21 protein-coding genes are annotated in these 26,249 nt (G+C 41.0%); all 21 read left to right on the forward strand.

Annotation, left to right across the window (positions count from 1 at the left end):
* Positions 1-5: 5 nt before the first annotated feature.
* The 21 genes from mshL to tldD all read left to right on the forward strand — a co-directional run bounded on the left by mshL (position 6) and on the right by tldD (position 26,084).
* The gene (gene mshL / locus HII17_RS10140; RefSeq protein ID WP_169075254.1) at positions 6-1,673 is read left to right on the forward strand and encodes a pilus (MSHA type) biogenesis protein MshL; all 1,668 of its coding nucleotides are present in this window, start codon (positions 6-8) and stop codon (positions 1,671-1,673) included.
* A gap of 3 nt (positions 1,674-1,676) precedes the next feature.
* Complete coding sequence (locus HII17_RS10145; RefSeq protein WP_169075255.1) at positions 1,677-2,591, forward strand: ExeA family protein; 915 nt, start codon at positions 1,677-1,679, stop codon at positions 2,589-2,591.
* Positions 2,588-3,757 carry a tetratricopeptide repeat protein gene (locus HII17_RS10150; RefSeq protein WP_169075256.1) on the forward strand — a complete coding sequence of 390 codons (1,170 nt, stop codon included), beginning with the start codon at positions 2,588-2,590 and terminating at the stop codon, positions 3,755-3,757. Before HII17_RS10145 ends, HII17_RS10150 begins: the two co-directional genes overlap by 4 nt.
* Before the next feature lie 4 nt (positions 3,758-3,761).
* A complete protein-coding gene (locus HII17_RS10155) occupies positions 3,762-5,474 on the forward strand; it encodes a GspE/PulE family protein (RefSeq protein WP_169075257.1) in 1,713 nt (570 codons plus the stop codon).
* A gap of 10 nt (positions 5,475-5,484) precedes the next feature.
* Positions 5,485-6,723, forward strand: a complete 1,239-nt coding sequence (locus tag HII17_RS10160; RefSeq protein ID WP_169075258.1) for a type II secretion system F family protein — start codon at positions 5,485-5,487, stop codon at positions 6,721-6,723.
* Positions 6,723-7,190: a hypothetical protein gene (locus HII17_RS10165; protein WP_169075259.1), complete on the forward strand. Its 468-nt coding sequence runs from the start codon at positions 6,723-6,725 to the stop codon at positions 7,188-7,190. Before HII17_RS10160 ends, HII17_RS10165 begins: the two co-directional genes overlap by 1 nt.
* A gap of 87 nt (positions 7,191-7,277) precedes the next feature.
* Positions 7,278-7,913, forward strand: a complete 636-nt coding sequence (locus HII17_RS19315; protein WP_169075260.1) for a prepilin-type N-terminal cleavage/methylation domain-containing protein — start codon at positions 7,278-7,280, stop codon at positions 7,911-7,913.
* Between the two features lie 26 nt (positions 7,914-7,939).
* Entirely contained in the window at positions 7,940-8,449 is a 510-nt protein-coding gene (locus tag HII17_RS19320) for a prepilin-type N-terminal cleavage/methylation domain-containing protein (protein ID WP_211185326.1), read from the forward strand.
* 136 nt (positions 8,450-8,585) lie between these two features.
* Positions 8,586-9,122: a type IV pilin protein gene (locus HII17_RS10180; protein WP_169075261.1), complete on the forward strand. Its 537-nt coding sequence runs from the start codon at positions 8,586-8,588 to the stop codon at positions 9,120-9,122.
* Positions 9,109-9,672, forward strand: coding sequence for a type IV pilus modification PilV family protein (locus tag HII17_RS10185; protein WP_169075262.1), 564 nt, complete (start codon positions 9,109-9,111; stop codon positions 9,670-9,672). Before HII17_RS10180 ends, HII17_RS10185 begins: the two co-directional genes overlap by 14 nt.
* Complete coding sequence (locus HII17_RS10190; RefSeq protein WP_169075263.1) at positions 9,672-10,412, forward strand: PilW family protein; 741 nt, start codon at positions 9,672-9,674, stop codon at positions 10,410-10,412. Before HII17_RS10185 ends, HII17_RS10190 begins: the two co-directional genes overlap by 1 nt.
* Positions 10,402-10,881 carry a pilus assembly PilX N-terminal domain-containing protein gene (locus HII17_RS10195; protein ID WP_169075264.1) on the forward strand — a complete coding sequence of 160 codons (480 nt, stop codon included), beginning with the start codon at positions 10,402-10,404 and terminating at the stop codon, positions 10,879-10,881. The genes HII17_RS10190 and HII17_RS10195 overlap by 11 nt, the downstream gene beginning before the upstream one ends.
* Entirely contained in the window at positions 10,878-15,029 is a 4,152-nt protein-coding gene (locus tag HII17_RS10200; RefSeq protein WP_169075265.1) for a LamG domain-containing protein, read from the forward strand. Before HII17_RS10195 ends, HII17_RS10200 begins: the two co-directional genes overlap by 4 nt.
* 243 nt (positions 15,030-15,272) lie before the next feature.
* Positions 15,273-16,316: a rod shape-determining protein gene (locus HII17_RS10205; RefSeq protein WP_169075266.1), complete on the forward strand. Its 1,044-nt coding sequence runs from the start codon at positions 15,273-15,275 to the stop codon at positions 16,314-16,316.
* A gap of 40 nt (positions 16,317-16,356) precedes the next feature.
* On the forward strand, positions 16,357-17,274 hold the full coding sequence (gene mreC, locus HII17_RS10210) for a rod shape-determining protein MreC (protein ID WP_169075267.1): 918 nt from the start codon (positions 16,357-16,359) through the stop codon (positions 17,272-17,274).
* Positions 17,261-17,740, forward strand: a complete 480-nt coding sequence (mreD, locus tag HII17_RS10215) for a rod shape-determining protein MreD (RefSeq protein ID WP_169075268.1) — start codon at positions 17,261-17,263, stop codon at positions 17,738-17,740. Before mreC ends, mreD begins: the two co-directional genes overlap by 14 nt.
* A gap of 23 nt (positions 17,741-17,763) precedes the next feature.
* Positions 17,764-18,342, forward strand: a complete 579-nt coding sequence (locus tag HII17_RS10220; protein WP_211185327.1) for a Maf family protein — start codon at positions 17,764-17,766, stop codon at positions 18,340-18,342.
* Between the two features lie 26 nt (positions 18,343-18,368).
* The gene (gene rng, locus HII17_RS10225; protein WP_169075270.1) at positions 18,369-19,835 is read left to right on the forward strand and encodes a ribonuclease G; all 1,467 of its coding nucleotides are present in this window, start codon (positions 18,369-18,371) and stop codon (positions 19,833-19,835) included.
* Between the two features lie 34 nt (positions 19,836-19,869).
* A complete protein-coding gene (locus HII17_RS10230; protein WP_169075271.1) occupies positions 19,870-23,820 on the forward strand; it encodes a YhdP family protein in 3,951 nt (1,316 codons plus the stop codon).
* Positions 23,810-24,652, forward strand: a complete 843-nt coding sequence (locus HII17_RS10235; RefSeq protein WP_169075272.1) for a carbon-nitrogen hydrolase family protein — start codon at positions 23,810-23,812, stop codon at positions 24,650-24,652. Before HII17_RS10230 ends, HII17_RS10235 begins: the two co-directional genes overlap by 11 nt.
* Positions 24,645-26,084, forward strand: coding sequence for a metalloprotease TldD (tldD, locus tag HII17_RS10240; protein WP_169075601.1), 1,440 nt, complete (start codon positions 24,645-24,647; stop codon positions 26,082-26,084). The genes HII17_RS10235 and tldD overlap by 8 nt, the downstream gene beginning before the upstream one ends.
* Positions 26,085-26,249: the final 165 nt, after the last annotated feature.

A 26,249-nucleotide genomic window follows, 5' to 3' on the forward strand; every position in this document is an offset into this window, starting at 1 on the left:
TCGATATGAAAAAGTCTCAAATAAGTCTCTTTATTGCTAGTGTTTTCGTGGTGTTATCTGGGTGTACATCTGTACCTAGTGAGCCAACATTTATTAACAAAGAGTTAGATAATGCTATCGATGCCACGTCGCCTCAAAAGCAAAAAAAGCCACTAACTGAACTGCCAAGTGCTGTTGAACAAGAATTAATGCAGCAAACCATGGCAACTGCAAAACAGTCTTTATTAGCGGAAAAACGGTTGGATATTGCCGCTGTTGAAGTTGATGCTAAAGAGTTCTTCGCCGCCATTGTTGAAGACTCTCAATATAGTGCTGCCGTTCATCCAGACGTTGCTGGCAAAGTCACCTTGAACTTGAAAGACGTCACAATTGATGAAGCATTAGATGTATTAGCTGACCTCTATGGTTTTGATATTAAACACAGTGGAAAAGTAATTCAGGTTTATCCTGCTGGCATGCGCACTGAAACTATTCCGCTGAATTATTTGTTTGTAAAAAGATATGGTGCTTCAAGTACAAGTATCAATTCTGGCGGGGTCTCTGAAAACGATCCAAACAGCGGTAATAGCAGCAACAATAGCTCGCGCAATAACAATAATAACTCGTCTAATAACAGTGGTAATGGCTCAGGTAATCAAAACAATCAGAATTCATCCAGTGGCATAAACTTATACACTGAAAATGAGTCAGACTTCTGGCAAGAACTAAAAGATACTTTGGAATCACTTATTGGTAATGAGGATGGCCGTTCGGTTATTGTCTCTCCTCAAGCAGGCTTAGTTACGGTTAAAGCATTCCCGAATGAAATAAAGTCAGTGAAAAAGTTTATTAGTGATACACAAAGCCACTTGCGTCGCCAAGTAATCATCGAAGCGAAGATTATGGAAGTAACGTTAAATGATGATTATCAACAAGGGGTTAAGTGGGACAAAGTACTCGGTCATATTGGTAGTACTGATATAACTTTCTCAACTGCAGGCAATATCCTAGGCAATACTATTTCTTCTGCGGTTGGTGGCACAACATCGGTCGGCTTTAATAATGCTGATTTCTCCGGTGTCATTGAGTTGTTGCAAACACAAGGCAATGTGCAAGTGTTATCTAGCCCTCGTATCACGGCAACTAATAACCAAAAAGCAGTGATTAAAGTTGGTGAAGATGAGTACTTCGTAACAGATATTTCTAGCACTACAACAACGGGTACGTCGACGACAGTAACTCCAGAAATTGATTTAACGCCGTTCTTTTCTGGTATTGCGTTAGATGTTACGCCACAGATTGATGAAAATGGTGAAGTGATTTTACATGTACATCCTTCTGTAACCGTAACCGAAGAGCAGCTTAAAACGGTATCGCTAAATTCTGAAGATGTTGTGCTTCCACTTGCGCAAAGTAGCGTCCGTGAATCTGATACCATTATTCGCGCTAAATCTGGTGAAATTGTTGTCATTGGTGGTTTAATTGAAACACGTAAAGTTGACTTGGAATCTAAAACACCACTGCTAGGCGATATTCCAATTATGGGTGAGTTGTTCAAGAGCAAATCACAGACGACACAGAAAAAAGAATTAGTCATTATGCTTAAACCAGTAGTAATCGGTCATGATACTTGGAATGACCAATTACAAGAGGCGCGAGCGTTATTGAAACAATGGTTCCCTGAAAGCAAATAAACCATGTACCTGTACCATTTTGGCTTAAAGGAGTTACCGTTTACTTTAACGCCAAATACGAGTTTTTATTTAGGATTAGCGCCTCATAATGAGGCGTTGGCAGTATTAATGACTGCGTTAAAAACTGGCGAAGGCTTTTTAAAAGTTATTGGCGAAGTAGGTACAGGTAAAACGTTATTGTGTCGTAAATTACTCAATGAAATTCCTGAGCATTTCGTAACGGCTTATATTCCCAACCCTTATTTAACTCCTGATGAGTTAAGAAGAGCGGTTGCAGTTGAGCTGGGCGTGAAACAGGCACAGCGTATGTCGGTGCAGCTATTAACGCAACGTATACAAACGCGGTTGTTGGAATTGCATAGCAAAGGTCACTCAGTCGTACTTATCGTTGATGAAGCACAGGCGCTTCCAGAAGAAAGCCTTGAGGCATTACGACTGTTCACTAATTTGGAGACAGAAAGCCGTAAACTGCTGCAGGTGGTTATGTTCGCCCAGCCTGAATTAAACCAACGATTAGCACAAGAGCATTTTCGACAGCTTAGACAACGTATTACGTTTTCTTACGAATTAAGACCAATGAGTGCTGTAGAAGTTGAACAATACATTCAGCATCGATTAACGGTTGCGGGCTATAAAGGTGCCGCGTTATTTCCAAGCATATTGTGCAAAAAGCTCACTAAGGTTAGCAAAGGTATTCCGCGTTTAGTTAATGTGCTTTGTCATAAAATGTTGATGTTAGGTTATGGTGAAGGTCAATATTTAATTACCGCTAAACATTTGGCTTTAGCAGCGAAAGATACGGAAGATACGCAGCCATTAGGGCTTAACTTTTCTAAAAAAGCATTGTGGTTAACTAGTTTAACGCTGATTAGCGTTTTAGTGGGTTTATCTTTATATACCGTAAGGGGAAGTTTGTGAGCGTCATTAATCAAATGCTCAAAGATTTAGAAAAACGAAATACCGATGCAGGGGAGTCTTCGACGGGACCTGTGGTTATTGCTCAATCGAATGACAAATCTTCAATGATGCTTGTCACTATCTTAGTTTCGGTGCTCGTAACCTTGGCATTAGTTTCGGCGGTGTGGTTTTATCAAGAAAACAAATTATTAAAGCAACAGCAACCAGCAACTGCTAATGACGTTCATCAGCAAAACCAACAAGCACAACAATTGGTTAATGCCTTTGAAAAAATCGCTCAGCAATCAAAAGCTATAAAAGAAGCCGCTACTGAAGAGCAACACTTTTCTGCTAAGCCTGCTGAAACAACTCAAGTGCAAGTTGCAATGCAAGAAAAAGAGTCAAATGGTGAAAAATTAACGCCAAACGCTTTAGCCAATCAACAAAAAACTGACCTAGTAACTGAAGAAGCGCAGGGCAATACCGATGTGGCATCTTCAAAAAAGGTTGTTCGTGAAAATAATCCAGCCATTGAAAGTAACACTGTTAGTCAAAGCACAAATGAAAAGCCACAATTAAAAAGTTTGTCATCTCTTTCAATCGCTCGTAAGCAGCTATCACCCTCAGAGTTAGCGGAGCAAAAGCTAGCAAACGCTGAAAAAGCCTTAATGGATAAAGAAGGCGAAAAAGCAGAACAGTTATTGCAAGATGTATTGTTGCTTAAACCGGATCATATTGAAGCGAGAAAGAAGTTGGCGGCTATTTGGTATGCGCAAAAATCCTATAACCCAACGATTAATTTATTAAACCAGGGTATAGACCAGCTACCGCAAGAGCCAGATTTTAGGCTGATGAAAGCTAAAATTTTATTGCAGCAAAATTTTCCGGAACAAGCGTTGTCTTCACTAGAGCCACTCGCTCATATCCAGAGTGTTGACTATCAAGCGCTTTTGGCAACTGCGGGGCAAGCAGCAAATAAACACCTTATAGTGATTGGTGCCTATCAGCAATTGGTGCTATTACAACCAAATAAAGGAAAGTGGCACTTAGGCCTTGCCGTTGCATATGACAGAAACAGTCAGTTTAGCGAGGCAGTATCAGCTTATCAAAATGCCCTAAATGTTGGTGATTTGTCCGCGCAAAGCCAGCAATTCGCCGAACAACGAATTTTAGCATTAGGAGACTAAATTTATGGCCGCCCCTAAATTAAAAATGCGCCTTGGTGATTTGCTGGTACATGAAAGCATTATTACCGAAGAACAACTAATGCAGGCGTTAAGTAGCCAGAAAACTTCAGGTCGTAAATTAGGTGACGTATTAATTGAACTGGGTTATATCAGTGAGCGTCAACTACTTGAATTCTTAGCGCAGCAACTAGATGTTCCATTTATGGATATCAGTCAGTTACGTGTGGCAACAGAAGTTGCTAGCTTGTTATCTGAAGTGCATGCACGCCGTTTAAGAGCATTAGTGATTGAGGATCGTGGTGATAGCGTCCTAATTGGCATGAGTGACCCAGCCGATCTAAGTGGTCTTGATCAGCTAGAGCAAATGCTTGCGCCTAAACGCATTCAATTAGCTGTTGTTATGGAATCTCAGCTTTTTGAAGCATTTGATAGCTTATATCGACGTACTGCAGAAATAGAATCTTTCGCGAGTCAACTAGAGCAAGAATACGAACAAACATCTGATTTTGATATCTCAGCTACTTTCGATGATGGTGGCGATGCAACTGTAGGTAAGTTACTGCAATCTGTATTTGAAGATGCCGTGCAAATGCGTGCATCGGATATTCATATTGAGCCAGATGAAAAACAATTACGAATCCGTCAACGAATTGATGGAGTGCTTCAAGAGAATATTCTCAACGAGAATAAAATTGCGTCGGCACTAGTTTTACGATTGAAGTTAATGGCGGGTCTCGATATTTCAGAAAAGCGTTTGCCGCAAGATGGTCGGTTTAACTTGCAGATTAAAGGCCACAGCGTCGACGTTCGTATGTCTACTATGCCGGTGCAATACGGTGAGTCAGTGGTAATGCGTTTACTTGATCAATCTGCGGGTCTTCTTTCACTAGATGAAACGGGTATGCCACCAGAGTTAGTGACAAGACTGCGCCATCAAATTACCCGTCCCCATGGCATGGTATTAGTTACTGGTCCTACAGGTAGTGGTAAAACAACAACACTTTATGCTGCCTTAAGTGAGTTGAATCAATCTTCAAAGAAAATTATTACTGCTGAAGATCCCGTAGAGTATCGTCTACCTCGAATTAATCAGGTACAGGTTAACAGTAAAATTGAGCTAACCTTTTCGAGTGTTTTACGAACCGCCCTACGACAAGATCCCGATATTATCATGGTGGGTGAGATGCGCGATCATGAAACGGTTGAAATCGGTTTACGAGGCGCATTAACAGGTCATTTAGTCTTATCAACGCTCCATACTAATGATGCTATTACCAGTGCATTGCGCTTAATTGATATGGGCGCAGCTGGCTTTTTAGTTGGAAGTTCTCTTAGAGCGGTAATCGCTCAACGTCTCGTTCGTCGAATTTGTGACAACTGTGGTATTGATCATCAGCCTGACGTACAAGAAATCAACTGGTTAAATAACCTTACTGGCTTAGATACTTCAACGATGCAGTTTAAGCAAGGTAAAGGCTGTCAGTCTTGCCAGTATACGGGCTATCGTGGCCGTATTGGTGTCTTTGAATTATTAGAAATGAATGAAGCCATGATGGGCGCGCTAAAAAGAGAAGATACTGAAGCATTTACTGAGCTATCAAAGGCTAATCCGACATTTAAACCTTTAGCTAATGCCGCATTTGATTATGCGCAAACGGGTATTACATCCGTTGAAGAAGTGCTAAAGTTGGTTGAAACGGTTGACGTAGCAGGGTAATTATTTCGAGATGGCGGTATTTAATTACATTGGAAGAAACGCACAAGGAAGCCAAGTTAAAGGCGCTCTTGAGGCCGCGAGTTCTACTGCGGTTGCAGAGCAATTGACACGTCAAAACATTATTCCAATTAGTATCGAACTAGGCAAAGAGAAAGCTGAAACTGCGACGAGCGCCAATGTAGATATTGGTGAACTGCTTGGTTTTAACAATGTCGCCTTAGATGATTTAATTGTGTTGTGTCGCCAAATGTACGCGTTAATGCGTTCTGGTGTTCCGATATTACGTGCAATACATGGCTTGGCTGAATCAACGACCTCCTCAAAACTTAAAGGTGTTTTATCTGACGTCGCTACCCAACTTGAGGGGGGGTATGCATTGTCGTCGGCACTTAATCAACATCCTAAAGTGTTTTCTTCCTTGTTTGTTTCAATTGTTCATGTGGGTGAAAATACCGGTCAACTCGATGGTTCGTTTCTAAAATTAGCTACTTATTTCGAGCGTGAACAAGAAACTCGTAAGCGTATAAAATCTGCATTACGTTATCCAAGCTTTGTTATTACGGCGATAGTAGTAGCTATAGTCATCTTAAATATTTTTGTTGTCCCGACTTTTGCCAATATGTTTTCAAAATTGGGAGCAGACTTGCCGTTAGCTACTCGTATTCTAATTAACAGTTCAGAGTTTTTTCTAGCATATTGGCCTCACATGTTGGTCGCTACCATCGGCTTAATATTTGGCCTTCGGTACTATGTCAGAACTCCTAAAGGGAAATATGAGTGGGATAAGCGAAAACTGAAAATACCTGTGGTCGGTAGCATTATAGAACGTTCATTGTTGTCGCGGTTTACTCATAGTTTTGCGATTGTACTTAAAGCTGGGGTGCCAATGACATCAGGGTTATCCTTAGTGGCCGATGCGGTAGATAATGACTTTGTTCGTGACAAAATACTGAATATGCGACAAGGTATTGAAAGTGGCGATAGCTTATTGCGTACCGCGATGACGAGTAATTTGTTTACTCCGTTAGTATTACAGATGGTTGCTGTAGGTGAAGAAACCGGCCGAGTCGATGAACTGTTAGAGGAAGTTGGGGACTATTACGAACGAGAAGTTGATTACGACTTAAGTACACTAACAGCGCGTATAGAGCCAATATTACTCGTGATTGTCGCTGGCATGGTGCTGGTCTTAGCGTTAGGTATATTCACTCCAATGTGGGATATGGCTTCTGCTTTCCAAGGTAAATAATGACTCTGCAAAGTGATGCTGAAAAAAAAGAACGCTCATTAGCAGAGCTTGTGATTATCGTTGTGATAATAGCGGTATTAATGGCGAGCTTTATTCATTATTTCTTTAAACAAGAGAATAATATTACTGATGCTGGCTTTGCTGCATTGGCAAATAATTTTGCGACGAGAGTACAAACAGTTCATGCGAAATGGTTGATGGATAATAAACCAGACGTTGTAACTGTTAAGGATCAAACTGGCCAAGTTGAAGAGTTTGAGGTCAATGAATTTGGTTGGGTAGATGGCCCTAATTGCCACCAAGTATGGCAGCAAGTTATGGGGACGCCCTTAGAATTTTTAAAACAACCTATTGGCGCGGTTGAACTAGCGAAAAGTGAGCAAACAGTTACAAAACGTTGTCGATACGCAATAGGTAGTTCGACATTTTTTGAATATTCACTAAGATCAGGTAAAGTTTTACTGTGATCAAGTGTAATCTTGACCGAAAAGTCAGTGACTTATGTCGTAAATCACTGCTAGAATTATATTAATAGTGTTAAAACAGGTGTGCACATGAAAAAACAAACAGGCTTTACGTTAATCGAGCTCGTTATTGTTGTAGTTATTCTTGGCTTTTTAGCCGTAACGGCAATACCAAAGTTTTTAGATCTTACTGATCAGGCGAAAGAAGCTAACATTGAAGGTATGGCTGGTGGCTTTGCTACTGCGGTATCGTTAGTTCGAGCGCAGTGGGAAGCTGAAGGTCGACCTGTTGATGGAACAAGTCGTAATATTGTTGAATATGACGGCACTGAAGTGTTATTGACGACAGAAGATGATGCCAACAATGTGCGCCCGGGTTACGTGGTTGCAACAACCGGTGGTGTAAACGCAGGTGCTGGATTGGGCGGTGGCTTTACTGTAGCTAACTGTATTGAAATTTGGCAAAACATTTTACAACAACCTCCAGGCATCTCGTCTAATGTTGCAGATTTAAATGGCGCCAGTGGCGGACAGTTTAATTATTTAGCAGCATTTAGTGGTGGTACTGATGACGGGGCAGTATGTCAGTATTATTTAAAAGAAACATTACCGCAAACAGGTGGTTCATATACGAATCCAGGTTTTGATGTAAGCGCAACAGCGGTAGGTAATAGCTTTACTTATCAGCCTTCAAACAGCTCTGTTGTTGTATACGTAAATAATTAATCGATAAATATTAGTAGAGATTTAATATGAAAAAAATTAACAATCAAAAAGGTTTTACCTTAATTGAATTAGTAGTAGTAATTGTAATTTTGGGTATTTTGGCGGCTACTGCTGCACCTAAATTTATCGACTTACAAGACGATGCAAAAACAGCAACATTAGATGCTATAAAAGCGTCTATGCAAAGTGCTTCAACGTTAGTACACAGTAAGTCATTAATTGACGGTACGGATAAAGACGCTGACGTTACTTTAGCGATTAATGTAGGAAACGTGTTTACCGTTTATGGTTATCCGTCTTCTGCGTCAGCTGATAGCGACGGTGCGAACACATGGGCTAATTTATTAGATGTCGATACAACGAGTGAGTTTACTATCAGTGTTGTTGCCAATGTTGTTTATGTAACTCCATATACGGATGGCACAGTATTGACTGTTGCACCAACAGAGTGTTTTGCTAGCTTTGCCCAAGCAACTTCTGTTGCAGGTCCTCCGCAAGTTATTACTCCTCCTTCAGTATCAGTTACCGATTGTTAATTGATAGAAAATAAAGTTTTAAAAAAAGAGAGCTAAGGCTCTCTTTTTTTATGTCCTAAATTTATGTAGTTCTTAGAATTTTGGAAACTAAGTAAGTTCACGTATACTAAGTTAAGTACTTAATAAAGCAGTAGTAATGGTTGTTGCAGTGCCTATGGTTTTTCCTAAACAAGCTCGGCTAAAAAAGCAAAGTGGTTTAACGCTACTAGAGCTTATTGTCACCATTATTATTATCGGCGTGCTATCTGCCACTATCTTACCGCGCTTTTCTGGCTCTGAAGGCTATGAAGAATATGCCTATCGTGCGCAAGCTATAGCGACACTTCGCAATATTCAATTGCGTACAATGCAGCAACGTATTGGTGACTGTTATGAAGTTGCGATTGATGCCACACGCTTAGGTATTCCAGATCAAAATCCTTGTAGTGCAAGCCGTGGGTTTTCAGGTGGTTTTGGCGACGATAATGTTAATTTTTCCATTGCAACCCAAATGCGCATAGAAAGTGGACACGATGTGACCTTTTCAAATGTTGGCGGTAATTTTGTCATGAGTTTTGATCGATTAGGCCGGCCACTTGGCAGTTGCAATGGCGGCTGTAACATTGAAATTAGCGGCCTTGAAACAATAACCATTCGTATTGAATCTGAAGGATATATTTATGCTTCAGATTAATCGCTCAACTGGCTTTACGTTAATAGAACTCATCGTTGGTATTATCGTATTGGCAATTTCATTTACCGTGATTACTCGTTTAGTCATGCCAGCGTCGGTGCAAAGTGCTAGCCAAATACATCAAATAAGGGCTGCTGAACTTGGGCAATCACTGATGAATGAAATTCTCAGCAAAGCGTTTGACCAAAACTCTGATCATGTAGGGGGCATTGTTCGATGCGGGCAAACGGTGCCAGTTGTAATACCAGCAGCTCCAGCATGTACAGCCCCCGGGTTATTAGATAATGAGGAGGGAGGTAATCGTGAAGACTTTAATGATGTAGATGATTACCATGGTTTAAATGAATCTGGTGTAAATATCGAAAATGCCTTAGGCGATCCAATGGGGAGTTTATACAGCGGCTATAACGTGTCGATAAGTGTGTTCTATGATAGCAACTACGACGGTGTAAACGATGGTGCCGTTGGCTTAGCCAAACTAGTATCTATTACAGTAACTACGCCAAGTGATGAGCAGGTTAAATTTGCGACTTATAAGGTGAATTTCTAATGAGTATGCGTGCTAAGGGTTTTACGCTAATCGAAATGGTGATGGTTATCATCTTATTGGGAATTGTTTCAGTAACGGTTGGTAGTATGATTCGTATGGGCTCACAAGCGTTTGTTGATGTGTCTAATCGAGATGAACTTATCTCTAGCGCAAGGTTTTCTGTTGAACGTTTAAACCGTGAGTTACGTGCCGCATTACCAAATTCTGTACGCTTAACGGATGCAAATACTTGCATCGAGTTAATTCCGTCAGTAGCAAGTACTGTCTATACCGATGCGCCTGTTCCCCCAGAAACCGTTAGAAATACTATCGATATCATCGCTTTTGACTCAGCGTCCGACGCGAAGGTTAATCCAGCAGCGTATGACGTGGCGATATACCCGATAGATGATGTTGATTTATATGCCGGAAGTGACCGAATCGCGAGTGTTCAAACCATCACAGAGCCAACAGCAACCGAATGGCAAATTGAACTAACCGCGAATACTACATTTGCTGAAGACTCACCAACTCAGCGTCTTTACTTTATCGAAAGAAATTCTGTTAAATATTGCATAACAGGAACTGAATTAACACGCAATACTGTATTGATGGCAGAAAATTTGGCGGCAGGATCTGCTTTTACTTTAGACGATGCGACGCATCAGCGAAATTCTATTGTTACCACGTTACTGATCTTTGAACGTAATAATGAACGGGTAACATTTAATAATGAAGTGCAGGTGATAAATGTGCCATAAGCAATCACAGTCATTGACTGCTAAATATCAGACACAAAGTGGTAGCGCCTTGGTTATTGGGATCTTTATTCTCGTTGTTATGTTACTGCTTGGTACTGCATTAACTCGTACTCTTAATAAAAGTGCCGATTCGATTGCCTATGAAGTGCTAGGCACTAGAGCTTATCAAGCTGCGAATATTGGCGTACAACATAGGCTTGCTACTATCTTTCCGCTTGATAGTGCCTCTCAATATTGTGCTGGTGGCGATATAACCGGTGCTGATCCTGGTGACGTGCTTAACGACCCTAATTATTTAACCAGTATTGAAGGTGTTGATGGTTTACGTAATTGCCGTGTAACACAAGTCTCGTGCGTTGACTTTAAAGTAAATGATGTTGTGTATTATCGAATTAGATCGACAGGTGAATGTGATATCGATGGCACGCAAACCTCGCGAACAGTAGAAGTTGAGGCACGCAGTTTATGAGAATGATTCAAGTATTATGCTTACTTATTTTTACCAGCTTTTCGCCGTGGATATACGCCGCTTGCTCCGCTTTTGCTGGCAGAGCAGTAATTAATGAAGTGTACACTGGTACATTTGAGAGTCACTTTATCGAGCTTAAAGTGCTTGATAACACCATTGATGACAGCGATTACGATAGCTGGAATTTAAGACTTTGTTCTGACAGTGGTTGTGACAATTACGATATAGACGATTTTACAAATTATTACCCTTGGCTTTATTTAGAAACCGCCGATTTCAATTCATCACGTGTCGATTTCAAAGACGGCTTCGATGTTCATCTCACCGATGGTAGTGGTGACACCATCAATTACATATCTGTAGAAGGTTTTGACGACCAAGATCCAGGGTCATGCTCTGCCTATGATGAAGAAGTCAATACCGGCGCTAGCACTAGACTTATCAAACGTGAACCGGATGGTACTGGTTCATTTGACGTACATAATAATGGCCAATCCCAAGATGAGGTTACGCAAGGGGATGACAATGTTAATCCTACACCAGCGCCGCCGGTTGGGTTTTCATGTGATGCCGCAGATAGCTTTGATGTCATTGCCCAAGATGATTTTGGCACAAACTCAGGTCGTTGGTCAGTCGAAAACTTTGACAGAAACGTGCTTAATTGGCCTGGGCAATCAATCTATAATTCGCCATCAGAAACTCAGGTAGTTGACTTTGACATCACTGGTGGTCAAATGGAAATCAATGGTGGCGTGACAAGTGGTGGAGACAATGAATACGGCGCTGTGGTTTATGACTTCGGTTCTGATTACATTACAACTGAGCCTAATCAGTACTCTATTATTGGAAAAATAACCACGAATTATGGCAATGATACCAATAATGATGTCGGTATTGTTTTCGGTTACGTCGACGATGAAAATTATTATTTAGCGCGCTGGACTAAGTTCGGTGCGATTTACAGTAATGACAGTAATTTCCCCGGGACATATCGACAACTTGACCTAATTAAAGTTGCTGGTGGTGTTGCGACAACGTTAGATACGTTAACGCGTGCGGATTCGATAGTTGAAAGTCATGCTGCAGATGATGGTACTGGCAGTAGTAACGATGGCAACATTTCGATGAAAGTTGTTGTTACTGATGAAGGTACAGGAGTTTGTGTTGGCAAAGCTGACCGCAGCGCTATGACATTACAGTTATTTTCGACTGAATCACCAGAATTAAATCGTACCGGTTTTTATAGTTACGACAATGATATCGGTCTTGAAATTGATGACTTCGAAGTGCGCTGTGATGATTGTGAAGCTGAAGTATCTGCAGCTTTTTATGAATTTGAAGATGCTGATCAAGATTTTAGCGACGGCGTGGAAGATTCCAATGGTATTTTAGACGGTATTAATTTTGGCGGTAGCTCAACAGCTGATGGCAAGTATTGTCGAGCATTTGTCAGCGATGCCAATAGCAGCTCTGCTACGAGCAATGCATTTGAGACCGGCGTTACGTTAACTAATGGCTTTACTAAAGGGACGGTGAGCTTTTGGTATAACAGTAACACTGCATGGAATACAGGTGCTGAGCGGACGTTGTGGGATGCATCAAACTACTTATGGATATTTGATTCCGTCAATAAACACTTTGTCTTAAAAATTAACAGTTCAGGGCAGCTGGTTTTTAGTGTCGAGGATAATGGATTCTTCTTTATATTTGATAATGATTATGTCATCACGGAAACGCCTGCTGCCGGCAGAGTAGCTGACACTTGGTATTATGTGACAAGTACGTGGGACTATGACAGTGGCGACTTACAACTATTTGTTGATGGTAATTTGGTTGCATCTAATAATTTTGGTGCAGGTTTAATCTTCCCAAGTGGATTGGGTAAAGTTGTTATCGGTGACAACTCAAGTGCCAATGTCGGCTCTGGTAATTACCCATCGGCGAACTCGGCTAACGGTAAGTTTGATAATGTAAAAGTATACAATAAAGTACTAAGCCAAGCAGAAATTACCGCTGATATGGATGGTGTGAGCTGTGCTACGGACCCAACTTACGTCATTGAACATGATGGGAATGGCATTACTTGTTTGCCAGAGCCAGTAACCATTCGAGCCTGTTTGGATGCAAGTTGTACCACGGTAGATACCTCGATAAATACTCAAATAAGTTTATTAGTTAACGGCGGAGCATCTCAAACGGTCGATATCGTTAATGGCATTGCTAATCCTATCCCTAGTGTTAATTATACCGATACTGTTAACAACGCGATTTTATCTTCAGGTGCTGATTTTGTCTGCCGTAATACCAGTATTATTGGTAGCTTAGGGCAAACGGATGCTGACTGTGGCGTAAACTTTGCGAATGCAGGTTTTGTATTTAACACGATAAATAATCAAGTGGCGGGTGAAGATTTTAATCAAGCGGTGACTGTTCAAGCGGTGCAAGCTGATGAAAATGGTGCCTGTAGCGCACTGTTTAATAATACAACCACTGTAGGTTTTGCCATGCAATATCAGGCACCAACTACTGCAACGGTAAACGAGTACACCATTGGCGGCACGAGCATTAGTAAAGTCGTTGGCCAGCCAGCAGCAGGAGACTTTGTCGATATTGATGTGCCGTTTAACGCTTCTGGAATTGGCACACTACCAACCAATATCTACTATGATGCAGGCCAAATTACCTTACACGCTTATAAGGTTATACCTGCCACTCCAGATCTAGACGCGGTTACACTAACTGGTAATTCTAATAATTTTTGGGTGCAACCCGATAGATTTGAAATCACTAGTACTTTAGCTGGGGCGTTAGGAACATATCCTGCTGGAGAGGATTTTAGTTACCAAATAACAGCGGTTAATGAACAAGGTGCAACAACAACCAACTATCGTGATACCCATGGTAATGTCCAAGCATCAATAGTACGAGTAGCGCCAACTTCTAGTGATGCCACTAATGGCACATTCACTTTTGCTGATAGCTTGGGGATTCGAGTTGTTGATGCATCAGAGACCTTTATTGATAGAGGATTTGATTTTGGCAGTAATGGCGTTGCTGAAATAACTACTGCTGAATATTCTGAGGTTGGCGTTATTTCCTTAGATGTACAAGATAATAATTATGGTTTGGCAGGTTTATTGGTTGAAGCTACTGCTGTTAATTTAGGACGTTTTATACCTAAATATTTTGAACAATCGGTGCCCGAAGACGGCAATATTAGCGGCACTTGTGGGCCGTGGGCATATAGCGGTCAGTTAATGGACGTAGGTGGTAATGGAGCAATAAGTTATGGTACAGAGCCTCGATTGTCGATAATAGCTAGAAATGCTCACAATGCAATTACCAGAAACTATCGAGATTTTGGCGTAGGGGATAACTTTGCTCCTCTTGTTCAAGGAGATATTGTTATAACGCCTCCCACTGAAGATTTGAATCAAGATGGTGCGTTAGGCACTAAAATGTTGTTAACTAGCGATATATCTCATGCAGTAGATGCTCTCGAACCAAAGCAAATTGGTGGAAATGACGTGGGTGGTGAGTTTATTTACTCATTTAACTCTACAGATCATTTTGTTTATACACGTGATTTAAATGCCGTATTTACCCCTTTTAATGCTGAATTTGATATTGAAGTCACGAGCATTACAGATAGTGATGGCGTGGTAGCGACTACGCTGGAAGACGTTAATATAAGAAGTAATGTCGAAATTCGTTTTGGCCGTTTGGTGCTTGCTAATTCTTATGGCCCTGAAACCTCAGATTTACCACAGCCATTTACTACTGAATATTTAACTAATGCTGTTTCAAAAACTTTTATTGCGAATGTTGATGATAGTTGCACTGCTATAAGTGATGATGCTGGGGATTGGGATATCACCAACGGTGATACAAGCAATGGATTATTTGCCAGTGACATTAGCTTGCAAGGTGGCGCTGGTGTCATGACAAGCGGCGAATTCAATGGTGTGGAATTGCGCAGTGACGATAGTGAACAAGGAAGTGTAGGCGTTGAATACACTACCCCACCATGGCTGCAATATGACTGGAATAACGATGGCGTATATGACGATAATGCTAGCGCCATTGCTACCTTTGGTCGCTTCCGTGGCAATGACCGTATTATTTACTGGAAAGAAGTGAACAATTAGGACGTATCAATATTTCGCTTTAACTACGAGCGAATGCGCAATACTCTTTAGTGACAAGTTGCCTGAAAATTCATCGATTTGACAAGTTTGTTGAAAAAACTGCGAATTTGATGAATTTTTTTGGTAAATAGTACACACATCCATTAAATACTGGGGTATGATACTTCGATCAAAGCTTTTAAAAGATAACAATAACCAAGTTCCTCACGCGAACCTGCAACAGTTATAGGGTATTTCGTTAATATGTTTAAGAAATTGCGCGGAATGTTTTCTAACGATTTATCAATCGATTTAGGAACAGCAAACACATTAATTTATGTAAAAGATCAAGGGATTGTTCTAAACGAACCCTCTGTAGTTGCTATTAGACAAGATCGTGCAGGCGGCTCGAAAAGTGTTGCTGCGGTAGGTTTGGCGGCTAAACAAATGTTAGGTAGAACGCCTGGCAATATTGAAGCGATTCGCCCAATGAAAGATGGGGTAATTGCAAACTTCTTTGTTACGGAAAAAATGCTTCAGCACTTTATTAAACAAGTGCATAGTAATAACTTCCTACGTCCAAGCCCTCGCGTACTTATCTGTGTTCCTTGTGGTTCTACTCAAGTTGAACGTCGTGCGATTCGTGAATCTGCTCTAGGTGCTGGTGCTCGTGAAGTGTACTTAATTGATGAACCAATGGCGGCTGCAATTGGCGCTGGCTTACCGGTTTCTGAAGCAACTGGCTCTATGGTTGTTGATATCGGTGGTGGTACAACTGAAGTTGGTATTATTTCACTAAATGGCGTTGTTTATTCATCGTCAGTGCGTATCGGTGGTGACAAGTTTGATGAAGCAATCATCAACTACGTTCGTCGTAATTTCGGTAGCTTAATTGGTGAAGCGACAGCTGAGCGTATTAAACATGAAATTGGCTCGGCTTACCCAGGTGAAGAGTTAGTAGAAATTGAAGTACGTGGTCGTAACCTTGCTGAAGGTGTCCCTCGTAGCTTTACACTAAACAGCAACGAAATCTTAGAAGCATTGCAAGAGCCATTAACGGGTATTGTTAGTGCGATTATGGTGGCACTTGAGCAATCTCCACCAGAGCTAGCGTCAGATATATCTGAGCGCGGTATGGTATTAACAGGTGGTGGCGCATTATTAAAAGACTTAGATCGTTTATTAATGGAAGAAACTGGTATTCCTGTTGTTGTTGCTGAAGATCCATTAACTTGTGTTGCTCGCGGCGGTGGTAAAGCAATCGAAATGATTGACATGCACGGCGGCGATTTATTCTCTTACGAATAATCAAAAAGAGCGCTAGTTTAACTAGCGCTCTTTCACTTCTATGAACCCAATATTTAAACACGGCCCTTCTCCTCAGCATCGCTTAGCATTTGTATTAATGTTGTCGGCGGCGTTAGTGTTCTTTGATCATAGAATGGGGAGCTTTGAAGGTGTACGCGGTTATTTGCAGTCACTCGTGAGTCCATTGCAATACATGGCGAATACGCCTAAACAGTTAATGACTTGGGCGGCGGAAAACTTAATAACACGTAAACAGTTGATAGAAGAGAATCAGGCGTTAAAAATTAATGAGCTAAATTATCAGCAACAGATGATGGAGCTTGAAATAGTCAAAAAAGAAAATGAGCGACTACGTTCATTGCTCGCCTCTCCTTTACGTTCTGATACCAAGAAAATGGTGGCGGAAATCCTCTCTGTTGATAGTGACCCATACACGCATCAATTAGTGATCAACCGTGGCGCAAATGATGGTGTATATGAAGGCCAAGCCGTTATTGATGAACAAGGTATTGTTGGTCAAATTTTGCATGTAGGTACAACAAGTAGTCGCGTAATATTAATTACGGATGTTACCCACGCCGTTCCGGTTAGAGTGAGTCGAAATGGCACGCGTTTGGTGGCTAATGGCGCAGGGAGAATTGAACGTTTATCTCATGCTCATGTTCCGCATAGTGCCGACGTTCAATCGGGTGATTTATTAGTGACTTCTGGTCTTGGCGGTAAGTATCCAGAAGGATATCCCGTCTCTCAAGTTATCTTAGTACGTAAAGATGAATCTCGACCTTTCGCTCAAGTACTTAGCAAACCAGTCGCACAAATTGATAAGCTACGATATTTGCTATTGTTATGGCCGAATAAGCCGACCAGTATTTTTGCGCCAAAACCAAGCGAGAAAAGCACTAATCAAAACGATAAAGTGGAAAACCAAGTGAAGGGGGCGACTAATGCTAGCGAATAACGGCATTATTATCGTTTTAAGCTTATTGCTTGCCGTGATTGCCAGCATAATGCCAATGCCACTTGATGTTGATGCATTTAGACCTGATTGGGTGTTAATCGTCCTAATATATTGGAGCCTTGCACTGCCAAGTCGTGTAAATGTCGTTACCGCTTGGGTAACTGGTTTTATTCTCGATGTTTTGCTCGGTTCTACTTTAGGCGTGCATGCTGCGGCAATGGCGTTATCCGTATATATCGCTGCGGTGAATTTTCAGAAAATTCGTAACTTTTCATTATGGCAGCAAGCGCTAATTGTTGGCGTGTTGGCAGCGCTTTATCATTTATTGGTTTTTTGGATGCAACGTTTACTTACGGATGTTGTTTTCTTACCAAGCTATTTGTATCCAGTGTTAACGAGTATTGTGTTATGGCCGTGGGTTTTCTTGTTACTAAGAAAAGTACGTAGACATTTTAAAATTTCATAGCCGTAAATAAGGGCATGAATCATATGAATTTAATTCTAGCTTCTCAATCGCCTAGACGAAAATCTTTACTTACACAACTTGGCTACCAGTTTAGTTGTCAGCCAGCTAATATCGATGAATGTGTTCTCGCTAATGAATCGCCTCATGATTATGTAGAGCGTTTGGCTAAAGAAAAAGCACAGTGTGTGGCTAGTTGCGCCGGTGAAGAATCTGTCGTGTTGGGAAGCGATACGACCGTAGTTGTTAATGGCGAAATTTTAGGTAAACCTGCCGATTTTGATGATTTTTCTCGAATGATGGCTTCGATATCAGGTACCAGTCATCAGGTGCTTACTGGTATTGCCGCTGTCTCCCGCAATAAAGTGCTATCTTCAGTTATACAGACTAATGTGTTTTTTAAGCAATTATCGTCTAATGAGATTGAGCATTATTGGCAGTCGGGTGAACCCCAAGATAAAGCGGGTGGTTATGGCATACAAGGTATCGGCGGTCAATTTGTTATTGAAATTCAAGGTAGTTATTCAGCCGTAGTCGGTTTGCCAATGTACGAAACGGTGGCATTACTCGCACATTTTGGTGTCGTAAATGCGATTAATGGTTAAGTTGTAAGGAAGTTCAGGAGCAGAATATGAGTGGAGAGTTATTAGTAAACGTTACCCCCAGTGAAACTCGCGTAGCCCTGATAGAAAACGGTGTTTTACAAGAGTTGCATGTTGAACGAGAGGCTAAACGAGGTTTAGTTGGCAACATTTACTTAGGCAAAATCATTCGTGTATTACCAGGTATGCAAGCAGCCTTTGTCGATATTAACCTTGATAAAGCGGCATTTCTTCATGCATCAGATATTCATTCAAAGTTAATGATAAATGAAGACGGTAGCGAGGTTGAGCAAGTTCCTGATATTCGAACATTGGTGCATGAAGGCCAATATTTGATGGTGCAAGTGGTTAAAGACCCGCTTGGCACAAAAGGCGCACGTTTAACGACAGACATTACGATTGCTTCACGATATTTAGTTCTGATGCCTAATGCGAGTCATGCAGGTATTTCACAGCGTATAGAAGATGTTAGTGAGCGTACTCGTTTAAAGGATATTGTCGTGCCATATTGCGATGACAAGCATGGCTTTATTGTGCGTACCGCGGCCGAAGGTGCTGGTGAACTTGAATTAAAACATGATGCTGAATTTTTACGCCGTGTATGGACCAAGGTCTTAGAGCGGAAGCAGCGTAAGCAAATTAAAGCGCCTATTTATCAAGATATTTCGTTGGCATTTCGTGTATTGCGTGATTTCTTTGGCACAGAGTTAGAGCGTATACGTATTGATTCAAAATTAACATTTGATCAATTAGTAGAATTTACCCAAGAGTTTGTGCCAAACCTTTCCTCTGTGTTGGAATATTATCCTGGCGAGCGACCTATTTTTGATTTGTTTGACGTTGAAGCTGAGATTCAACGGGCATTAGATCGAAAAATTATGCTTAAATCTGGCGGCTATTTAATCATCGACCAAACTGAAGCGATGACTACAATTGATATTAATACCGGGGCATTTGTCGGGCACAGAAATTTAGAAGAAACTATATTTAGTACTAATGTTGAAGCAACACAAGCAATAGCCCGTCAGCTTAGGTTAAGGAACCTAGGTGGTATAATCATCATTGATTTCATTGATATGGAAAGTGAAGATCATCAACGGCGCGTGCTACATAGCCTTGAAATGGCAATGGCAAAAGATAAAGTGAAGTTTAGTATTCATGGTTTCTCGGCGTTGGGCTTAGTAGAGATGACCCGTAAGCGTACTCGCGAGAGTTTAGAACACATATTGTGTGGCGAATGCCCGTCGTGTCAGGGCAAAGGAAAACTCAAAACGGTTGAAACCGTTTGTTTTGAAATATTACGTGAAATAGTTCGTGTAAACAGAGCATATGATGCGGATCAGTTTATTGTTTATGCTTCTACTGCAGTAAGTGAGTCTTTACTTAATGATGAGTATCATAATTTGGCAGAATTAGAGGTCTTCATTGGTAAATTAATTAAAGTACAAACTGAACCTATGTATAATCAGGAGCAGTTTGACGTCGTTATGATGTAGTCAGCAGGTTAATTGAAAGGTTTTAGGTAAGAATTTGGGTATTACAGCACTATCAAATAAGTGGTTAAATAAACTATACAAAAGTATTGCAATACTTTTGGTGCTGTTTGCCGTGTTGATTAGCGCCTTACGATTGTTTTTGCCTTATGCCCAACACTATCGTGTAGATCTCCAGAACTACGTAAATAATACCTACAATACCAATATTGAAATTGGCTCTTTGTCAATGGAGTGGCAAAAGCTTGGACCGGTGTTAGTAGCCAATAATGTTAGCTTGATTGATACCGGTTCGGTGGCAGCTTTTATTCAAAACCTAGATATTAAGGTTAATTTTTGGCGTAGCCTTCAACATCAAACCATTGTAACTAGAGGTTTTACGCTCGATGGTGCAAAGGTTTTTATTGATAGGGAAGCGTTAACCCAAAATGCGAGTAGTAGCCAGGACACTGATTTATACGAGCGATTGTCAGATATCTTTTTGTTGCATGTTAATAAGTTCTCCCTGACAAATAGCCAAGTTATTGTCCGAACAGATAATGGCGATAGAAAAATATCGATTGAGCACTTAAACTGGCTTAACAATGGGGATCATCATAGAGCAAGTGGCAATATCATTGCTCGTGGCCTTTCAACCAATAGCGCAAAGCTATTAGTCGAGATGAAAGGGACTGAGTTTGACAATATGAATGGTCAACTCTACCTCCAAGCACAAAAAGTTAATGTCACTCCTTGGTTAGATAAATTACTGGCCTTGGAAGATGAGAAGACGTATTCAGAAGTAAACCTGGAATCTTGGTTAACTATTGAAAAAGGGTTTGCAACGCATTTTCAATTAGCAGTTGAAGATACCAAAATGCGTTGGATTCTTGATGAACAAGAGCATGAGCTTTTAGTCACAAGCGGTGCAGTTAGTGCCGACATTCTACCTCAAGGTATACGTGTTCGTTCTTCCGCATTTGATGTGTCGGTAAATCAGCAGCCTTGGCAGCCGTTATATTTTAATATGGATGTTGCCGATAATGTCTACGATCTTTATGTCTCTTCTGTTGATATTGCTGGAGTAAGTGAACTAGCTCCGCTTGTTGTTGAATCAGAGTCTTTAGCAACAATACTTACAAATTTGATGCCACAAGGGCAACTGACTGATATCCATTTCCAAAGTGTTGCTGGCATAACGGCAGCGACAGCCAATCTTGAAAATTATCAGCAGTCGTTTAGTGGCGGCATTCCAGGGTTAAATAATTTAACCGCAAATGTTGTGATGCAAGGCGAAAAGTTAATTGCAGATATCTCTACAAACAACTCAGCATTAGATTTTGATAAGCACTTTCAACAACCCATCCCTTACGATGAAATTGTTGCTCAATTGCAGTTAGGGTGGGGAGAGAATGGCATTGATGTTACGGTCGATAATGTGCAGTTTGATGCACCATCGTTAGCATTAAATGCTCAAGTAAATGTTTCTGTGCCTACCGAAGGCAAGGCAAGTATGGCTCTGCTGGCTAATATTGAACGTGGCGATACTCAATCAGCAAATTATTATTACCCGCACCTGCTAATGGGCGAAGACTTAGTTGGCTATTTAAATGACAGTATTATTGAAGGAAAAATGGCCAGTGGGCAGGTACTGTTTAATGGTGCTTTCGCTGATTTTCCTTTTCACAATAACGAAGGCATTTTCGTTGTTGATGCAGAGTTAGAAAACGCAAAATTTCAGTTTGATTCAGCATGGCCTGTGATCAATCAAATGGCGGCTAATTTAAATTTCACTAATAACAGCATGTTAATAACGGCAAATTCTGGTGATTTAGTTGGCTTAAATGTTACTGGCGTAACTGCAGCTATAGATGACTTAACGGATGAGCAGTTGTTGGTGGTAAAAGCTAATATTCACCAGCAAGCCCCTGAACAAGTTACGCAATTGATGCAGCAAAGCCCTTTAGCTGATTCCGTTGGTAAAACGTTAACTTCGCTTACTGTTGGGCAGCAAGTGTCAGGCAAGTTTCAGCTTGATTTACCATTAAATGATGTCGATAGTGTCGTGGCGTCTGGCCATATAGATTTTACTGAAAACTCTTTAGTATTAGACACACCAGAAATGCAATTTAGCGAGATTCATGGACGATTAAGTTATCGCAATGATGTCATTGTTGCTGATGGTATCACTGCTATTTGGCGGGGCATGCCAATTACGGTAGATGTGAATGCCCAAGATAGACAAGACTATTATGAGATACTGCTTGATGTCGAAGGACAGTGGCAGAGTGAGCAGTGGTTAACGCAACTGCCAGAAAGGTTGAAATCATATGGTGAAGGAGAGCTAAATTGGCAAGGGAATATTGCACTGAATGCTCATCATAATGGGGGTTTTAGCTACCAAGCAAACGTCAGTAGTGAGCTACTAAATACTGTTTTGCAGTTACCTGAACCTTATGCTAAAACTGCGGCGCAAACATTACCTGTAACGGCAATAGTTGAAGGCCAATTAGACAAATCTACCGTCACGATTAATGCCGGTGATGAACTGAGCTTTTATGGCGTGCTAGACCATAAAGATACTCAGTTTAAAAGGGCTCACTTAGTATTGGGTAACGATACTATGTTATTACCTATGGATGGGTTTCATATCACCACGAAACTGTCGCACGCAGATGTATTAGCGTGGGAACCGTTAATTCAAGATATTTTAGATAGTTTACCTAGTGAAGAGCAGCAAACAGCAAGCGTTGGATTGTTTCCTGCACCCGAGCGTATTCGAGGGAATATTGATAGTGTCGACGTATTAGGACAACAGCTTAATAATGTTTCGTTTAACCTGTTAGATAAAAAACAATGGTGGCTGCTACGGTTTAATGCCAAAGAAGCACGTAGTGAAATTAAGTTTTTCCCAAATTGGTTAGAACAAGGCATTGAAGTAGATGCTGATTTTATTCATCTTGTGACAACAAAACCGCAAGACAATGACCAAGAGTTATTGGCTGAGACAGAGACTGAACCTGAGCCAGTGCCCGAGTTAAGCTATGAAGAAAGCTTAGCCATATTCAATAGTATTCCAAAAATAGAGTTGGTTTGTGATAGTTGTAAAGTTAATCAACTCGATTTAGGTCAGTTAAGCTTTTCACTTAAGCGGAAAGATGATGCGATTTTATTGCAGAACTTTAAAGCTAAACGGAAAAAAGGTAGTGCAAACTTTGATGCAAGTTGGCAATTAACTCCAGAAAACTCGGTGACTCAAGTTGTCGGCAAAATTAATGTTAAAGACCTAGAGCATGAATTTGAAAGTTTGGGTTTTGCATCAATAATCAAAGATAGCGGTATGAAGGCTGACTATGATTTGAATTGGCAAGGTGGTCCACAGCAGTTTTCATTGGCCAACGTCAATGGCGAAATAAAGTTAGATATTGATGATGGTTATCTAGCTGATGTCAGCGATAAAGGGGCACGTATATTTTCGGTATTAAGCCTACAGTCGTTAGTTCGCAAGCTAACGCTAGATTTTCGTGATATTTTCTCTGACGGTATGTTTTACGACTATATTCGTGCTACCGCTCAAGTTAAAGACGGTGTGTTATATACAGACAATACTCGTATGAAAGGTGCCGCTGGTGATCTAATCATTAAAGGTAATACAGCACTGGCAGATGGCATGTTAGATTATCGAATGAGCTATAAGCCCAATTTGACAGCAAGCTTGCCCGTTTTAGCGTGGATTGCAACGCTTAACCCAGTTACGTTTTTAGCAGGTGTTGCGATTGATCAGGTGTTTACTTCGCAAGTAGTTTCTGAATTCAATTTTGAATTGACTGGCAACGTACTCGATCCGCAACTAAAAGAAGTTAATCGCAAAAGTAGAAATGTTAGCGTTGGTCGTTCAACGCCTCCGCAATTTGTTGAGAATAAAACTGAACAAACAAGTGATACGCCAAAAGGGAAAAACTTAACGCCTCCATTGCCGTTAGAATTAAGTGAAAAAGATGACGGTTAAGCTCTCTGCTATTCAGTTATGTTCTGTACCAGATATAAAAGCTAATTTAGCCAAGATTGAACAGCAACTTGCTCAACTACCTCAAGCCGATGAACATATCGTTGTCTTGCCTGAATGTTGTCTGTTTTTTGGTGGGAAGGATAGGCAGCAATTAACAATAGCGAGCCAAGAAAAGTCTATTAGCCAAATGCAAGAGGGCCTATCATCTTTAGCTAAGCGCTTTAGCCTATATCTAGTTGCTGGCAGTATTCCTGTCGCCAATTCTGTTGACACTGATAAATTTGCTAATACCTGTTTAATGTTTGCACCTAATGGCGAACTATTACTTCATTATCAAAAAATTCATTTATTTGATGTAGAGGTTGAAGATAGTGAAAAAAACTATTTGGAATCTCGCTATACTAGCCCAGGTAAGGACTTAGCTGTTGCTGACCTCCCTTTTGCTAAATTGGGTTTGTCTATTTGTTACGACCTGAGGTTTCCAGAGCTTTATCGCAGTTTAACAGTATGCGGGGCGGACATTATCACTGTTCCCGCGGCGTTTACGCGAGTTACAGGTAAGGCCCATTGGCAAGCGCTTTTACAAGCTAGAGCAATCGAAAATCAAGTATATATTGTGGCTGCTGGACAAGAAGGCAGGCATGAAAACGGCAGAGAAACGTGGGGACATAGTATGATTATTAGTCCTTGGGGTGAAATATTGGCGCAATTACCATCCGGTATTGGATGTATTAGTGCCGATTATGATGCTGAACTAATTAAACAAGTTAGAAATAATATTCCGGTTGCTAAACATAACCGATTTAAAACAGAGTTAATTCATGATGAATAATGTTGAGCAAGTGTTGCTTGCAGATAGTCAGCTCGATAGAAGCGCGTTGACAGACACCTTAAATCACATTCACCAACATAATGTTGATTTTGCTGATTTGTATTTTCAATCTTCTCGCCATGAGTCATGGATGTTAGAAGACGGTATTGTTAAAGAAGGTTCGTACAATATTGAACGCGGTGTTGGTATACGTGCTATTTCCGGTGAAAAAACGGGCTTTGCTTATTCTGACGAAATATCAGCTCAAGCGATTGAAAAAGCGGCTAGTGCTGCACGAGGCATTGCTAATAAAGGCGAACAGGGCTCTGTACAAGTATTTACTGATGTAAGTGCAGAAGCCATTTATCATTCAATTGATCCGCTAGCGAGTTTAAGTCAAGAAAAGAAAATTAGTCTGCTACATGAAGTTGAAGCACATGCTCGAGGCGTAGACAGTCGTGTATCACAAGTAATTGTTAGCCTTTCTGGTGTTTATGAAAAAGTGTTGGTAGCCGCTACAGACGGCACCTTTGCAACGGATATACGCCCATTAGTTCGCCTTAATTGTTCCGTTTTAATTGAAGCAAATGGCAAACGCGAGCGCGGAAGTTCAGGCGGTGGGGCTCGAACTGATTACAGTTACTTTTTTGAAGTTCAAGGCGATAAACCGCGCTACAAATTTTACGCTGAAGAAGCGGTGCGACAAGCGGTTGTTAATTTAGATGCGATTGAAGCTCCAGCCGGAACTTTGCCAGTAGTATTAGGCGCAGGTTGGCCAGGTGTGTTATTACATGAAGCGGTTGGACATGGCTTAGAAGGTGATTTTAATCGCAAAGGCTCGTCAGCATTTTCTGGCAAAGTTGGTGAACAAGTCGCTTCGGAGCTTTGTACCATAGTTGATGATGGCACGTTAGCTAATCGTCGCGGTTCGGTGAATATTGATGATGAAGGTACGCCTGGTGCATACAACGTTTTAATCGAAAAGGGTGTGCTTAAAGGGTATATGCAAGATAAGCACAACGCTGGACTTATGGGGGTTGCACCAACCGGTAATGGTCGCCGTGAATCATATGCGCACCTGCCAATGCCACGCATGACTAATACCTATATGCTTGCTGGTGAAAGTACGCCGGAAGATATTATTAAATCAGTGAAAAAAGGTATCTATGCGCCTAACTTTGCTGGTGGCCAGGTAGATATTACGTCTGGAAAGTTCGTTTTTACCAGTGCCGAAGCTTATTTAATCGAAGATGGAAAAATTACTTCACCGGTTAAAGGAGCGACGTTAATTGGCAGTGGTCCTGAATCAATGAAAAACGTCTCGATGGTAGGTAATGATTTAGCACTAGATGCCGGTGTAGGAGTCTGTGGTAAAGATGGTCAAAGTGTGCCAGTTGGTGTTGGTCAGCCAACATTAAAAGTAGATGAAATGACTATTGGTGGTACTCAGTAGTTCCTCCTTAGCTTCAACAAGCTCAGCTACCTTGGCAAACTCAGCATGAAATATGTTGGGTTTGCTGAAGAAAAGTCACTCATATTTAACGAGTTTCTCAACGCTAATTCCATTAATATTTTCTAATTGTTAACCTTTGTAACGAGTTGTAAATATTTTCAGTTT

This window comes from Thalassotalea algicola (assembly GCF_012932965.1).
GTDB classification, from domain to species: Bacteria; Pseudomonadota; Gammaproteobacteria; order Enterobacterales; family Alteromonadaceae; genus Thalassotalea_F; species Thalassotalea_F algicola.

Bases quoted from the DNA above. Each gene is read 5' to 3' on its own strand.
- mshL (WP_169075254.1), top strand. From the start codon at position 6: ATGAAAAAGTCTCAAATAAGTCTCTTTATTGCTAGTGTTTTCGTGGTG.
- HII17_RS10145 (WP_169075255.1), top strand. From the start codon at position 1,677: ATGTACCTGTACCATTTTGGCTTAAAGGAGTTACCGTTTACTTTAACG.
- HII17_RS10155 (WP_169075257.1), top strand. From the start codon at position 3,762: ATGGCCGCCCCTAAATTAAAAATGCGCCTTGGTGATTTGCTGGTACAT.
- HII17_RS10160 (WP_169075258.1), top strand. From the start codon at position 5,485: ATGGCGGTATTTAATTACATTGGAAGAAACGCACAAGGAAGCCAAGTT.
- HII17_RS10165 (WP_169075259.1), top strand. From the start codon at position 6,723: ATGACTCTGCAAAGTGATGCTGAAAAAAAAGAACGCTCATTAGCAGAG.
- HII17_RS19315 (WP_169075260.1), top strand. From the start codon at position 7,278: ATGAAAAAACAAACAGGCTTTACGTTAATCGAGCTCGTTATTGTTGTA.
- HII17_RS19320 (WP_211185326.1), top strand. From the start codon at position 7,940: ATGAAAAAAATTAACAATCAAAAAGGTTTTACCTTAATTGAATTAGTA.
- HII17_RS10180 (WP_169075261.1), top strand. From the start codon at position 8,586: ATGGTTGTTGCAGTGCCTATGGTTTTTCCTAAACAAGCTCGGCTAAAA.
- HII17_RS10185 (WP_169075262.1), top strand. From the start codon at position 9,109: ATGCTTCAGATTAATCGCTCAACTGGCTTTACGTTAATAGAACTCATC.
- HII17_RS10190 (WP_169075263.1), top strand. From the start codon at position 9,672: ATGAGTATGCGTGCTAAGGGTTTTACGCTAATCGAAATGGTGATGGTT.
- HII17_RS10195 (WP_169075264.1), top strand. From the start codon at position 10,402: ATGTGCCATAAGCAATCACAGTCATTGACTGCTAAATATCAGACACAA.
- HII17_RS10200 (WP_169075265.1), top strand. From the start codon at position 10,878: ATGAGAATGATTCAAGTATTATGCTTACTTATTTTTACCAGCTTTTCG.
- HII17_RS10205 (WP_169075266.1), top strand. From the start codon at position 15,273: ATGTTTAAGAAATTGCGCGGAATGTTTTCTAACGATTTATCAATCGAT.
- mreC (WP_169075267.1), top strand. From the start codon at position 16,357: ATGAACCCAATATTTAAACACGGCCCTTCTCCTCAGCATCGCTTAGCA.
- mreD (WP_169075268.1), top strand. From the start codon at position 17,261: ATGCTAGCGAATAACGGCATTATTATCGTTTTAAGCTTATTGCTTGCC.
- HII17_RS10220 (WP_211185327.1), top strand. From the start codon at position 17,764: ATGAATTTAATTCTAGCTTCTCAATCGCCTAGACGAAAATCTTTACTT.
- rng (WP_169075270.1), top strand. From the start codon at position 18,369: ATGAGTGGAGAGTTATTAGTAAACGTTACCCCCAGTGAAACTCGCGTA.
- HII17_RS10235 (WP_169075272.1), top strand. From the start codon at position 23,810: ATGACGGTTAAGCTCTCTGCTATTCAGTTATGTTCTGTACCAGATATA.
- tldD (WP_169075601.1), top strand. From the start codon at position 24,645: ATGAATAATGTTGAGCAAGTGTTGCTTGCAGATAGTCAGCTCGATAGA.